Consider the following 13,323-nt stretch of genomic DNA (forward strand, 5'->3'; position numbering starts at 1 on the left):
ATACCTCTAAATTCTATAATTAGTTTCTAAGAACATTTCATTAGTAGCTTTGATTAATGCTTTTAAGGCAGATAGTTCAATATCTTTATCTACAGCTACACCTCTAAAAGTGTCATTACTATCATCACAACCAACTACTATAGTAGTTTCAGATTTTGAATTTATCCCAGCATCCTTAAGAGATCTTGAATAATAATCTTCTATTTTTATGCTAGGGATATATTCTTTTATCCCATTTAATAAAGTTGATAAAGCTGAGTTCTCGCTCTTGTCTGTTATTGTAACAGTTTGCTTTCCAAAGAAGTTGCCATCCAAAACAACATAGCTTTCACCAGATGCTTTACCATAGTCAATACTTGTAAGATTTATAGGTGAGCGTATTTGCTTATAAGCTTCTAACAACTCTTCATCAGTAACACCTTTACGACGATCATGATATATATCTTTAATTCTTTGAGCAATACGTGCTTTTTCTTTATCTTCACAAATATAACCATTTTCTTCGATAATTTTCTTAGCATGATTACCACCAGAAAGAGGACCAAATACAAATGATATTTCGCTTCCAACAGCATATGGATCAAAAGGTTGGTAAGCTAAAGGATTATTTAAGATAGCATTTGTATGACCACCAGATGTATGTCTAGCAGAGTTAAGACCAGTAATAGGTGAGTGAGGCTGTCTAGGAAGCATTTTACTTCCAATAAAGTTTGAAATGTTTTTTAGCTCGGCTATATTAACATCTGTATAGTAATGTACATCTTTTTGATTACCAAAAGATTTTAAAAACATTACACATTGTTCAAGAGCCGCATTTCCAGCTCTTTCTCCTACACCATTTATACATCCTTCAACCTGAGTTGCTGGACCATCAAAAACAGCATTCATAGAGTTTTCTAGAGCTAATCCAAAGTCATTATGGCAGTGAGCTGACCAAATAATATTTTTATCTGGGAATTCTTTTTTAATTATCTCAGCATGTTTTATCATATTTTTTACGAAATAATTATCTCCTTCACGCTCACAAGCACCACCAATAGTATCTGGGCAGTTTATAATAGTCGCGCCACCAGATACAGCTGCTCTAATAATATCTGTTACATAATCAAAAGTATCACCTAGTCTAGAATAGCCTTCAGCACTAAATTCAACTTCAAATCCTTGATCAGCTGCTATTTTTATAAATTCATATACATTCTTTATGTTTTGCTCTTGGTCATTCTTATTACCCAGGCTTGCTTGAGCTAGATTAGGATCTACAGGAAGATAAGTATGTACTCTAGCTTTTCCTAATGATAGAGAAGGGCGTAAAGCATCCATTGTGATTTCAATCTGATTTTGTCTAAGTTGGCAAAGACCAGCAATAGTCATGTTAGATTTTCTTTCAGTCATTCTTTTTGAAATTGTATTAACTATTTCAAAATCCGTATTACTAGCCGATGGGAATCCTGCTTCAAGAACATCAATATTAAGTTTGTCTGCAAGATCTGCATAAGCAATATTATCTTCAAAGGTCATGCCTGCACCAGGTGACTGTTGACCATCACGGAGAGTCGTATCAAAAATATATATTCTTTTTTGAACTTTATTATTTTCCATATCTATCTCCTTAATTTATATATGTAAGGGTGTTTTTATAAGCTTTTCCTTGCTTAATTTCTTCAAATTTATCTTTTAAACTTTTAGTTATAGGTCCTACGCTTTGATGATTTTTAAGCTTATGATCATCAATACTTCTTACAGGAGTTATTTCAGCTGCAGTTCCACAGAAAAAAGCCTCATCAGCATTAATAATATCTTCTACTTTAAAATATTCTTCTCTTACTTTATAGCCATAATCTTTAGCTAACATAATAACTAGTTTTCGTGTTATTCCATCGAGGATGGTGCCTAAAGGAGTGGTAATAATTTCTCCATCTTTAACTATAAAAATGTTCATTGCAGCACCTTCAGCTACATTACCATTATAGTCTAGTAAGAGAGATTCATGATAATGCGTTCCGACACATTCACGAGAAGCAAGTATGCTATTAACATAATGGCCACTTATCTTAGCATCAGCAACTGTTGATTGAGGATGTATTCTTATATATTTACTTACTTTTATGTCTATAAATTCCGCAGCTAGATATCTTCCCATAGGTAAACAATATATGACAATATCAACTGGATGGTCATCACTTGGTAGTACACTTACTCCACCCTCTGCAAAATATGCAAAAGGCCTTATATAACAAGAATCTAATCCACTAGCTTTTACAGTATCTTTTACAGCTTGGCATAGTTCCTCTAAAGTGAATTTTGATTTCATCCCTATAGCATTCATAGAATATAAAAATCTTTTCATATGAGCTTCAAGCATTAATATAGCAGTACCGGAACTTGTGTTATATGCTCTTATACCTTCAAATACTCCTGAGCCATAATGTAGAGAGTGAGTTGTTATACCAATTTTAGCATCGTCTGGATTTATTATTTTTCCATTTTTCCATACACAGTTTAGCGTCATATATAGCCTCTTAGATCAAATAATTATTACGTTTAAAAACTTTAGTTATAGTATATAAAACTATATTGTAAAACATATAGTGACATAATGGGTAATTAAAAACAATTTTAATTATTAACAAATTAAAAGTTTAAAAGATTAAGTATTTGAGAAAAAGAAAGCTAGATTAGATTTTTTTAAATATTACAGACCCATTAGTTCCACCGAACCCAAATGAATTATTAAGAACATAATCGATCTTCATTTTTTTAGCAGCATTAGCAGCATAGTCTAAATTACAACCATCATCTAGATTCTGTAGGTTAATAGTTGGTGGAGCTATTTGATCTCTAATAGCTAATACACTAAATATAGATTCAATTGCACCAGCAGCACCTAATAAATGCCCAGTCATTGATTTAGTTGAACTCATTACTAGGTCTTTTCTATATTTACCTATAGTTTTTTCGACAACTTGGCTTTCTTGTACATCTCCAAGAGGAGTTGATGTTCCATGAGCATTAACATAGTCAATAGCATCCGGAGAATCTTTTAGACCTGCATCAGCAAGAGCATTTTCAATACATCTTTCTTGACCTGGAGCATAAGGCATAGTCATATGATAACCATCAGCAGACATACCAAAACCTACTACTTCAGCGTAAATTTTAGCGCCACGTGCTTTTGCTCTTTCATATTCTTCAAGAACAACAACACCAGCACCATCACCTAAAACAAAGCCATCTCTGTCTCTGTCCCATGGGCGAGAAGCGCCTTGAGGATCATCATTTCTTGTTGAAAGAGCTCTTGCAGCAGCAAAACCACCAATGCCTATAGCATTACTAGCTTTCTCTGAACCACCAGCAAGCATAGCATCAGCATCGCCATAAGCAATTAACCTAGCCGCCATTCCTATGTTATGAGTACCAGTCGTACAAGCTGTTACTATAGGTACATTAGGACCTCTTAGGTTATGATTTATAGAAATCACACCAGAAAGTATGTTGATGATTGATGATGGAATACAGAAAGGTGATATTTTTGAAGGACCTTTAGCATCTATAGTAGCTTTAGTAGCTTCTAGAGTTTCTATTCCTCCAATCCCTGAACTAACAGCAACACCAAATCTAAAAGCTTCTTCTTCTGAAACTTTATCTATCCCTGCGTCTTTAAGAGCTTCATTAGCAGCAGCTATACCATAGTAACAAAAAGGATCCACACGTTTCGCATCTTTTTTACCAACTAAAGTATCAACATCAAAATTTTTGATTCTAGCTGCAAATCTAACTTTAAATTCACTAATATCAGGGGCTGGAGTATCAAATCCCGTGATAGTCTCAACACCACTTTTACCAGCAAGAATATTTGCCCAAGTGGTAGGAACGTCATTCCCTAAAGGAGTTACCATTCCAAGACCAGTAACAACAACTCTACGATTAGATTTCATAAAACAAACCAACTAATTAATAATTGAAAAAAAAGCAGAAAATAAATTCTCTGCACTTATAGTCGAATTTTTTAATAGACTAGTTTACTTTTGAATCGATATAGTCGTAAACGTCTTTAACTGTTCTGATTTTTTCTGCATCTTCATCAGGGATCTCAGTATCGAACTCTTCTTCTAGAGCCATTACTAATTCAACTGTATCTAAAGAGTCAGCACCTAAGTCATCGATGAAAGAAGCTTCTGGTCTAAGATCTTCTTCTTTAACACCTAACTGTTCAACTATAATTGAGTTAACTTTAGCGTATACTTCATTTGTGCTCATTTTATTTTCCTTCTTTTTATTTAATTAAAACACCAAATAATCTTTGTAATAATATTACTTTTTTAACATATTTTCAATAATTTTGAAAAAATATTAAGCCATATACATTCCACCATTTACATGGATGGTTTGACCTGTTATATATCTAGCTTGTTCAGAAGCTAAAAAAGCAACTGTGGCAGCGATATCTTCTGGTTTACCCATAGCCTTAGAAGGGATTTTTTCTAAGATAAACGTTTTTTGATCATCAGTTAATTTATCAGTCATATCAGTAGCAATGAATCCTGGTGCTACAACATTTACAGTAATATTTCTTGGGGCAGCTTCATAAGCTAAAGATTTAGAAAAACCTATAACTCCTGCTTTAGCTGCACAATAATTTGTTTGTCCAGGGTTGCCAGCTGATGCAACAACAGAACCAATAGAGATAATTCTTCCCCATCTCTTCTTCATCATTCCTCTAATACATTCTTTTGACATATGGAATATAGAGTTTAAATTTGTTGTTATTACAGCATTCCATTCATCATCAGACATTCTCATCATTAAGTTATCACGAGTGATACCAGCATTGTTGACTAATATTTCAGGAGAGATATTTTCTTCTTTTAGTTGTGCAAAAAAAGCTTTAATACTTTCTAGATCTGAAATATTTAAAACCATGCCTTTAGCTTTAAGACCTTTTTCCGCAAGAGCTTGTTCAAATTTTTTTGCAGAAGATTCAGATGTTGCTGTACCTATTACTAGAGCACCTTTTTCAGCTAATGTTTTTGCTACTTCGAAACCAATCCCTCTGCTAGCACCTGTTACTAAAGCAACTTTTTCTTTTAATGACATTGTTATCTCCTTATTATTTATATTTCAGATAAACTATCTACAGTATTTGTATCTTTGGTTATTAGGTTTTTATCAATTCTTTTAATTAGTCCACATAAAACCTTGTTGGGACCACATTCTATTATTTCATTAACTCCTAGCTCAACTAATTTTTCTATTGATTGGGTCCATAATACTGGCTTATAAAGTTGTTTGATAATAGTAGCTTTAATTTCTTTTACATCTGAATGAGAGCTGGCATCAACGTTTTGTATTATTGCTGATGAAGGATTTTTAAAGTTAACTTTATTTAACTCTTGTTCAAACTTGTTGGCAGCATCTTTCATAAGAGAACAGTGAGATGGCACGCTAACAGCTAATATTTGTGCTCTTTTTGCACCTTTTTCTTTCGCTAAGCTATTAGCTTTTTCAACAGCAACAGTTTCTCCAGAGATAACTACCTGGCCTGTTGAATTAAAATTTGCAGCTTCAACAGTTCCTATGCTTGATGCTTCTTTACAGCATGCTATAACATCATCATTTGATAAGCCTAAAATTGCACTCATAGAGCAGTCTTTATCTGTAACAGCATTTTGCATAAATTGTCCGCGCTTTGAAACAAGTTGTAAAGCGTCTCTATATGAAATACATTCCGCAGCTAATAGTGCTGTGTATTCACCAAGACTATGTCCTGCAAAATATTCGATATTTAAATTTGGTTTCTGTTCTTTTAGAACTTTAAAAATAGCATAACTTGTAGCTAACAGGGCTGGTTGAGTATATTCTGTTTGTCCTAGCTTCTGCTCATCATTTTGAATTATGTTCCAAAGGTCATAACCTAAATGTTCTTTCGCCTCATCTATAGTAGATTTAAAAGTAGGAAAATTATTGTAATAATCTTGTAGCATTCCTAATTTTTGTGAACCTTGTCCAGGAAATACAATGGCAATTTTTTGAGACATAGTTTTACTCCTTTTATAAATATTATTTAAAGAAATTTATATTAAGACAATTATATTTTAGCAATGAAGCCACCCCAAACGAAACCAGCACCAAATGCCTCTGAAATTATTGTATCGCCTGGTTTAATGAGTTTATTTTTAATAGCAAAGTCTAATGCTAGAGGTATCGATGCGGCAGAGGTATTGCCATGGTCTTTTAACGTGGTCACTACTTTAGACATAGGCATATTGATTTTATTTGCCGTAGCATTTAGTATTCTATAGTTTGCTTGATGGGGCACTAACCAATCAATATCTTTTGCTTCAATACCTGCATCATTAATTAATTCATCAGCTAATGAAGAGAGTCTTGAAACAGCAGATTTAAAAACCTTATTCCCTTCCATAAATAGATGTGCGTCTGCAGTAAAAGGAGCTCCTCGTTCTTTAGGTAGGTTACTTCCTACTTTTAGCATTTCTATGCAAGATCCATCTGTGAAAAGTAAAGATGAAAGTATCTTTTTTTCGTTGCTTGCTGACACAACAACAGCTCCAGCTCCATCACCAAAAAGAACGCAAGTTGATCTATCAGACCAATCTAAAACTCTAGTCATTCTCTCTGATCCAATAACTAAAATGTTTTTGGCAATATTATTTTCGATATATTGTTTTGCAATATCTAAAGCATATACAAAGCCACTACAAGCTGCGCTTACGTCAAAACATCTTATTTTAAAATTATTGATTTCTAGTTGGGTTTGAACCATGGATGCAGTTGATGGCATGATGTGGTCTGCCGTACTTGTGGCAACTATAATTGCATCTATGTCTTGGGCAGAAATATTAGAAGCTTTTAATGCTTCTTTTGCTGCTTCAGTAGCCATAAATGTAGTTGTTTCTTTTTCATCTGCGCAGTGACGATTTTCAATTCCAACTCTTTGTTTAATCCATTCATCAGATGTGTCAACAAATTTACTAATATCTTCGTTAGAGAGTATTTTTTTAGGTAAATAGCTTCCTGTGCCAAGTATTTGTGCAAACATTTTAAGTATCCTATTTTTAGCTTAAAAAAGGTTGAATGAAAACCTTAGAAAATAATTATACACTAATTTTAATATTAAAGAACTTTTTCTAGAGAATCTTGAATTGTTTTAGGAATGTTGAATTTTATTTCTTTTACAGCTTCATAGATAGCTGTTTCAAAGGCATTAGCAGTGGCTCCACCGTGGCTTTTTACAACTATTCCTGTTAAACCAAGTAAGGAAGCGCCATTGAAGCTATCTAAGTTGAGACCTTTCTTTATTTTTCTAAATATAGGCATAGAAGTAAGCATTGAAAGTTTCACAAATATAGAGCTGTCATTAACAACTTTTCTTATTAAAGATTCTACAAGTTTTAGAGAGCCTTCCATTGTTTTTAATGAAACATTACCCACAAAACCATCACAAACAATTACATCTGTTTCATCATCAAATAAATGATTACCTTCAATGTAACCATTGTAGTTTATAAAATCACAGGCTTGTAATAATTTTGATGCATTCTTTATGTTGTCTAGACCTTTCATCTCTTCCTCACCTATGTTCAAAAGAGATACTCGAGGTTCAGCAATTGCTTTTGAGCTAGCAGCTAATATTGAGCCCATTATCGCAAACTGGAATAGTTGTTCAGAAGAGCAGACTACGTTAGCACCTAGGTCAAGCATATATGTGCGACTAATTTTTTTTGTTTTTTTATTATAAGCAGGTAAAGCATATACTATAGCTGGACGATCTACACCATTTATTGTTTTTAGAACAAACTTTGATATAGCCATTAAAGCACCAGTGTTTCCAGCGCTTACGCAAGCATCAACGGATCCATCTTTAACTAGATTGACAGCGACTCTCATTGAAGAATCTTTCTTTTTTCTAACAGCTAAAGAAGGTGATTCATCCATGCCAACAGTTTCACTGGCGTGGTGAATAGCTATTCTTTGTAAGATAGGAAGCTTAATTCTTTTAGCTTTAGAATATCTGTCTAGAGCTCGTTTAACCTTATGATGATCACCAACTAAGACGACACTAAGATTTTGATCTTTTTTTACTGCTTCTAATACTGCAGGTATTGTCGTATTAAGTCCGTTGTCGCCGCCCATGGCATCAATTGATATTTTGTAGCCCATAAGTTATATCTCTTCCTAGTTATCTACTAAATAAAATTAAGGTTTTAATTAATATTAGTCTTCTGACTTGGTATTTACAACTTTTTTACCTTTGTAAAAGCCGTTAGGAGAAATATGATGTCTTAAGTGTAATTCTCCCGTAGCTTTGTCAGTCGATAGAGTGCTAGATTTTAGTGCATCATGAGATCTTCTCATGTCTCTTCTTGATCTGCTTTTTTTAACCTGTTGTACAGCCATTTTAAAATCCTCCGATTTTTAATATAAATATTTTTTTTAAATAGATAGAGATCTTATCGCTTCTTTAATTCTTTTAGAATATCAAAAGGATTTTCCCTTTTTTCTGAAAGATCTTCTTGTTCGCTATAGTATGAAGGTTTTTTTGACATTTTACAAGTGCTAGAGTCTTTTTTAGGAACTAGAGGTATAGCTAAAATAACTTCTTCTTTAATTATATCTCTCAAGTCAAGAATCTCTGTTTCACAAATAAAAGGCTCATATAGGTCATTTTTTAAAAATCTATCATCGTCAGTAATAGCTAATGTATTTTGAGCAAATATTTCAAATGGGAATATCTCTAATGTCATTTGGCAAATAAGATCAATAACCCCCGTAAAATTATATTTAACAGTAGGAGTAGAATTTTCTTCGAAGAAAAAGAAGTTGCAATTAAAGGTGTAGCTTCCTGAATTAATGCATCCATTTAGTTTTGTAAGATCATTTAAGGTTACTTGTAATTCTAACTCTCTTTTTTGCTTTGCAAAAATATGATAGTTAATCTTATATTTTTTATCCATTTTAGCCGTTTTTATAAGCTTTTTAGAGTGCTGTAATTCTAGCTTAGTTTCTTGTTTTATTAAAGTTAGTGCTGTATTATTTTGCACATTAAGTTTTTTGTTTTTATTCATTTATTATTTATAGGTAGTCAAACATGTCAATTTCTTTAGAGCAAAAATCAGTAGATGCAATAAGGTTTTTATCAATAGATTCGGTTTCAAAAGCAAATTCAGGTCACCCAGGTATGCCTATGGGGATGGCTGATATAGCTACAGTGCTATGGAAAAAGTTTTTAAACCATAATCCAGCAAATCCTAATTGGATTAATAGAGATAGATTTATTTTATCTAATGGCCATGGATCTATGCTTTTATATTCTTTATTACATTTATCAGGGTATGATTTATCGATAGATGACTTGAAAAACTTTAGACAGCTTCATTCAAAAACTCCAGGACATCCAGAGTATGGCTACACTCCTGGTGTTGAAACAACAACAGGCCCATTAGGACAAGGTGTTGCTAATGCTGTGGGAATGGCTTTGGGAGAAAAGTTGTTGGCAGATAAATTTAATGTAGAAGGAAGTAATATTATAGATCATTATACTTATGTATTTCTTGGTGATGGGTGCTTGATGGAAGGAGTTTCTCATGAGGCTTGTTCTTTGGCTGGGACATTAGGCTTAGGCAAACTTATAGCTTTTTGGGATGATAACTCAATATCTATTGATGGCAATACGGAAAAATGGTTTACAGATAATACTCCTGAAAGATTTAGAGCTTATGGTTGGCAAGTTATAGATTCTGTAGACGGACACAATAGGAAAGATATAGAAAAAGCTATAATTAAGGCTCAAGCAGAAAAATCTAAACCAACTCTTATTTGCTGTAAAACTACTATAGGTTATGGATCTCCAACTAAAGCAGGAACTGCATCAGTTCATGGCTCTCCATTAAATAAAGAAGAAAGAGATGCTGTGGCAGAAAAACTTGGCTGGGAGTATCCAGCTTTTGAGATTCCTTCGGAAGTATATAATTATTGGAATTCTTGTGAAAAAGGAAATAAGTTAGAATCTGATTGGAATGTTAAGTTTAAAGCATACAAAGATAATAATATTGAAAAGTTTAATGAATTAAATAGAGTTTTATCAAAAGATTTGACGAATGATTTAAACCAGAAAGTTGAACAATATATTAATGCGCATATAAATTTTGATAAAAAGGTTGCTACTAGAAAAGCATCGCAAATGTCTTTAGAAGTTCTTTGTCAGGAATTGCCAGAAATGTTTGGTGGCTCAGCTGATTTGACAGGATCAAACAATACTAATTGGAGTGGCTCTGTATGGTTAAATAATACAGATAAGGGTGCTAATTATTTATCTTATGGTGTTAGAGAGTTTGGTATGGCAGCTATAATGAATGGATTAAGTCTTTATGGTGGTATCAGACCATATGGTGGAACTTTCTTAGTTTTTAGTGATTATGCTAGAAATGCGATGAGAATGAGTGCTTTAATGAAGCAACCAGTTGTTTATGTTATGTCACATGATTCTATTGGTTTAGGAGAAGATGGACCTACTCATCAGCCAGTTGAACATATTCCTAGTTTAAGACTGATTCCTAATTTGAATGTATGGAGACCAGCAGATGTTGTTGAAACTATGATTGCTTGGCATAGCGCTTTAAAAACTAAAACTGTTCCAAGTGTAATGGTTTTATCTAGACAAAATCTTACTAATGTTGTTGATAGTGAAGCTAAGGCAAAGAAAGCCTATCTTGGAGGATATTTAGCGAAAGAGGCTAATGATGCAAAACTTACTATAGTTGCAACAGGATCTGAGGTTGAGTTGGCGATTAATGTAGCAAAAGACTATGAAAAGAAAGGAATATCTATTAATGTTGCTTCAATACCTTGTTTAGAAGTTTTTGAAGAGCAGTCAGATGAGTATAAAAAATCTGTGATAAGAGATGATATTCCAGCAGTTTTTGTTGAGTTGGCACAAGCAGATCTTTGGTATAAGTATATGCCTAAGGCTGGAGGAGAGGTAAAAGGAATGACTTCTTTTGGAGAGTCTGCTCCAGCAGAAGAATTAATGAAATATTTTGGCTTTACAGTAGATAATTTAGTAAAAATCATTGCTAAATATATATAAAGGAGAATAATCGAATGAGAATAGCGATAAATGGATTTGGTAGAATAGGGCGTTTAGCTTTTCGTCAGATGTTTGGTAAGGAAGGAATAGAAATCGTTGCCATAAATGGATTAGCTACTTCAGAGATGGTAGCTCATTTATTAAAATATGACTCGACGCAAGGTAGATATTCTAAGTCCAATACAGTATTTGCTAAAGATAATGCTCTTATAGTTGATGGAAAAGAAATAAATCTTTTGGGTGAGGAAGATGCTTCTAAACTACCGTGGAAAGAATTAGATATTGACGTTGTGTTAGAGTGTACGGGAGCTTATGTTTCAAAGGCTAAATCTCAGGCTCATATTGATGCAGGTGCTAAAAAAGTTGTGATTTCTGCCCCTGCTGGAAATGATCTTCCAACAGTCGTTTATGGAGTGAATGATGATATTTTGAAAGCTGGAGACACTATAGTTTCAGCTGCTTCATGCACTACGAACTGTTTAGCGCCGATGGCCAAAGTGTTACATGAGTTTGCTACTATAGAAAAAGGCTTCATGACGACTATCCATGCATATACGGGTGATCAAAATACTTTAGATGGTCCACATCGTAAAAATGATTTACGTCGTGCTAGAGCAGCAGCAGTAAATATCGTACCAAATTCTACTGGTGCAGCTAAAGCTATTGGTCTTGTAATTCCTGATCTTGCTGGAAAATTAGATGGCGCTGCTCAACGTGTTCCAGTGGCAACTGGTTCACTAACAGAGCTAGTTGCTGTTGTTTCTAAAAAAGTTTCTGCTGAAGAGATTAATGCTGTAATGAAAGCTTCTTCTAGTGATTCTTTTGGTTATACTGAAGATGAGATAGTTTCTTCAGATGTTATTGGTATTACGTATGGTTCTTTATTTGATGCAACTCAGACTAAGGTTACTCCATTAGGAGATAAGTCATTAGTTAAAGTTGTGGCATGGTATGACAACGAAATGTCTTATACTGAACAAATGGTGAAAGTAGCTGAAAAACTAGCATCTCTATAAAAAAAGGAGGTCTGAAATGGACTTTTTAAGTGTGAAAGATGTTGATTTAAAAAATAAGAAAGTTGTTGTAAGAGTTGATTTTAATGTCCCAGTTAAAGATGGCAAAGTAACTAGTAAAGTCAGAATTGAAGCTGCTATTCCTACAGTTGAGTATATTCTAAAGAAAGGTGGTTCAGTTATTCTTTTATCACATTTAGGAAGACCAACTGAAAGTGAATATAATCCAGAATTTTCTTTAGAGCCAGTTGCTAAAGCATTAGAAGAAATTATCAAAAAGCCAGTGAGGTTCGAAAAGAATTGGTTAGATGGGATTTCTATAAATGAAGGTGAAATAGTTCTTTGTGATAATGTTCGCTTTAATAAAGGTGAAAAGAAATGTGATGAAACTCTTTCTAAAAAAATGGCAGCATTAGGTGATGTGTTCGTTATGGATGCATTTGCTACAGCACATAGGGCTGAAGCTTCTACTTACGGTATTGCAAAATATGTTAAGGTTGCTTGTGCGGGACTTCTTTTAGATGCTGAGATCAAAGCTTTAGAGCTGGCATTAAAATCTCCTAAAAAGCCTATGACTGCTATAGTTGGTGGCTCAAAAGTTTCAACTAAACTATCAGTGTTACATAACCTATTAAATAAAGTTGAGACTTTAATTGTAGGTGGAGGTATTGCCAATACTTTTATAAAGGCAGAAGGTCACAGTGTAGGTAAGTCTTTGTATGAAGAAGAACTTGTCGAAGAAGCTAAGGGTATTTTAGAAGAAGCTAAAAAGCTAGGTGTTAAGATTCCTGTTCCAGTAGATGTTAGAGTAGCAAAAGAGTTTAGTGAGTCAGCAAAAGCAACAATAAAAGATGTTTCTGAAGTAAAAGAAGATGAAATGATTTTGGATATTGGGCCTAAGTCTGAAGCAATAATAACAAAGATAGTGAACTCTTCTAAAACTATTTTATGGAATGGACCTTTAGGTGTTTTTGAGTTTGTTAATTTTGAAGAAGGAACAAAAGCTTTATCTTTAGCTATAGCTGAATCCGATGCTTTTTCTGTTGCAGGTGGAGGAGATACTATAGCCGCTATAGAGAAGTTTGATATAAAAGATAAAATCTCTTATATATCTACAGCAGGAGGCGCTTTCTTGGAATTTTTAGAAGGTAAGAAATTACCAGCAGTAGAAATACTTAAAGAAAGGTTTAAGTAGTTTTATAACAA

Annotated in this window: 13 protein-coding genes; 3 read left to right on the plus strand and 10 right to left on the minus strand. The window is 33.6% G+C overall.

The genetic code is table 11. The annotated features are described in order from the left end of the window. Window positions 1-6: 6 nt before the first annotated feature. The 10 genes from KX01_RS04705 to KX01_RS04750 all read right to left on the minus strand — a co-directional run bounded on the left by KX01_RS04705 (window position 7) and on the right by KX01_RS04750 (window position 9,083). Entirely contained in the window at window positions 7-1,599 is a 1,593-nt protein-coding gene (locus tag KX01_RS04705) for a LeuA family protein (protein WP_071663887.1), read from the minus strand. A 10-nt stretch (window positions 1,600-1,609) separates the two neighbouring features. Beyond that, window positions 1,610-2,509: a branched-chain amino acid transaminase gene (locus KX01_RS04710; protein ID WP_071663888.1), complete on the minus strand. Its 900-nt coding sequence runs from the start codon at window positions 2,507-2,509 to the stop codon at window positions 1,610-1,612. 166 nt (window positions 2,510-2,675) lie between these two features. Further along, window positions 2,676-3,935 carry a beta-ketoacyl-ACP synthase II gene (gene fabF, locus KX01_RS04715; protein WP_071663889.1) on the minus strand — a complete coding sequence of 420 codons (1,260 nt, stop codon included), beginning with the start codon at window positions 3,933-3,935 and terminating at the stop codon, window positions 2,676-2,678. Window positions 3,936-4,014: 79 nt separating this feature from the next. Continuing rightward, a complete protein-coding gene (gene acpP, locus KX01_RS04720) occupies window positions 4,015-4,257 on the minus strand; it encodes an acyl carrier protein (RefSeq protein WP_071663890.1) in 243 nt (80 codons plus the stop codon). Between the two features lie 93 nt (window positions 4,258-4,350). Continuing rightward, window positions 4,351-5,094, minus strand: a complete 744-nt coding sequence (fabG, locus tag KX01_RS04725; protein WP_071663891.1) for a 3-oxoacyl-ACP reductase FabG — start codon at window positions 5,092-5,094, stop codon at window positions 4,351-4,353. A gap of 17 nt (window positions 5,095-5,111) precedes the next feature. Continuing rightward, on the minus strand, window positions 5,112-6,035 hold the full coding sequence (fabD, locus tag KX01_RS04730) for an ACP S-malonyltransferase (protein WP_071663892.1): 924 nt from the start codon (window positions 6,033-6,035) through the stop codon (window positions 5,112-5,114). A gap of 50 nt (window positions 6,036-6,085) precedes the next feature. Next, complete coding sequence (locus tag KX01_RS04735) at window positions 6,086-7,057, minus strand: beta-ketoacyl-ACP synthase III (protein ID WP_071663893.1); 972 nt, start codon at window positions 7,055-7,057, stop codon at window positions 6,086-6,088. Window positions 7,058-7,131: 74 nt separating this feature from the next. Then, window positions 7,132-8,178, minus strand: a complete 1,047-nt coding sequence (gene plsX / locus KX01_RS04740) for a phosphate acyltransferase PlsX (RefSeq protein WP_071663894.1) — start codon at window positions 8,176-8,178, stop codon at window positions 7,132-7,134. Window positions 8,179-8,232: 54 nt separating this feature from the next. Then, the gene (gene rpmF, locus KX01_RS04745; protein WP_071663895.1) at window positions 8,233-8,415 is read right to left on the minus strand and encodes a 50S ribosomal protein L32; all 183 of its coding nucleotides are present in this window, start codon (window positions 8,413-8,415) and stop codon (window positions 8,233-8,235) included. 53 nt (window positions 8,416-8,468) lie between these two features. Beyond that, window positions 8,469-9,083, minus strand: a complete 615-nt coding sequence (locus KX01_RS04750; protein ID WP_232223308.1) for a YceD family protein — start codon at window positions 9,081-9,083, stop codon at window positions 8,469-8,471. A 23-nt stretch (window positions 9,084-9,106) separates the two neighbouring features. Between KX01_RS04750 and tkt the strand changes: the two genes are divergently transcribed. Genes tkt through KX01_RS04765 form a run of 3 tightly spaced genes read left to right on the plus strand, consistent with a single transcriptional unit; the run spans window position 9,107 to window position 13,312 of the window. Then, complete coding sequence (gene tkt, locus KX01_RS04755) at window positions 9,107-11,104, plus strand: transketolase (RefSeq protein ID WP_071663896.1); 1,998 nt, start codon at window positions 9,107-9,109, stop codon at window positions 11,102-11,104. A gap of 14 nt (window positions 11,105-11,118) precedes the next feature. Next, entirely contained in the window at window positions 11,119-12,120 is a 1,002-nt protein-coding gene (gene gap / locus KX01_RS04760; protein ID WP_071663897.1) for a type I glyceraldehyde-3-phosphate dehydrogenase, read from the plus strand. A 16-nt stretch (window positions 12,121-12,136) separates the two neighbouring features. Continuing rightward, window positions 12,137-13,312 (plus strand): phosphoglycerate kinase, encoded by a 1,176-nt coding sequence (locus KX01_RS04765; RefSeq protein WP_071663898.1) that lies wholly within the window; start codon window positions 12,137-12,139, stop codon window positions 13,310-13,312. The last annotated feature ends 11 nt before the right edge of the window (window positions 13,313-13,323 follow it).

This window comes from Francisella frigiditurris, from assembly GCF_001880225.1.
Lineage (GTDB): Bacteria > Pseudomonadota > Gammaproteobacteria > Francisellales > Francisellaceae > Francisella > Francisella frigiditurris.

Excerpts from the sequence above, each read along its gene's own strand:
- KX01_RS04705 (WP_071663887.1), bottom strand. The coding sequence starts at position 1,599 with ATGGAAAATAATAAAGTTCAAAAAAGAATATATATTTTTGATACGACT.
- KX01_RS04710 (WP_071663888.1), bottom strand. The coding sequence starts at position 2,509 with ATGACGCTAAACTGTGTATGGAAAAATGGAAAAATAATAAATCCAGAC.
- fabF (WP_071663889.1), bottom strand. The coding sequence starts at position 3,935 with ATGAAATCTAATCGTAGAGTTGTTGTTACTGGTCTTGGAATGGTAACT.
- acpP (WP_071663890.1), bottom strand. The coding sequence starts at position 4,257 with ATGAGCACAAATGAAGTATACGCTAAAGTTAACTCAATTATAGTTGAA.
- fabG (WP_071663891.1), bottom strand. The coding sequence starts at position 5,094 with ATGTCATTAAAAGAAAAAGTTGCTTTAGTAACAGGTGCTAGCAGAGGG.
- fabD (WP_071663892.1), bottom strand. The coding sequence starts at position 6,035 with ATGTCTCAAAAAATTGCCATTGTATTTCCTGGACAAGGTTCACAAAAA.
- KX01_RS04735 (WP_071663893.1), bottom strand. The coding sequence starts at position 7,057 with ATGTTTGCACAAATACTTGGCACAGGAAGCTATTTACCTAAAAAAATA.
- plsX (WP_071663894.1), bottom strand. The coding sequence starts at position 8,178 with ATGGGCTACAAAATATCAATTGATGCCATGGGCGGCGACAACGGACTT.
- rpmF (WP_071663895.1), bottom strand. The coding sequence starts at position 8,415 with ATGGCTGTACAACAGGTTAAAAAAAGCAGATCAAGAAGAGACATGAGA.
- KX01_RS04750 (WP_232223308.1), bottom strand. The coding sequence starts at position 9,083 with ATGAATAAAAACAAAAAACTTAATGTGCAAAATAATACAGCACTAACT.
- tkt (WP_071663896.1), top strand. The coding sequence starts at position 9,107 with ATGTCAATTTCTTTAGAGCAAAAATCAGTAGATGCAATAAGGTTTTTA.
- gap (WP_071663897.1), top strand. The coding sequence starts at position 11,119 with ATGAGAATAGCGATAAATGGATTTGGTAGAATAGGGCGTTTAGCTTTT.
- KX01_RS04765 (WP_071663898.1), top strand. The coding sequence starts at position 12,137 with ATGGACTTTTTAAGTGTGAAAGATGTTGATTTAAAAAATAAGAAAGTT.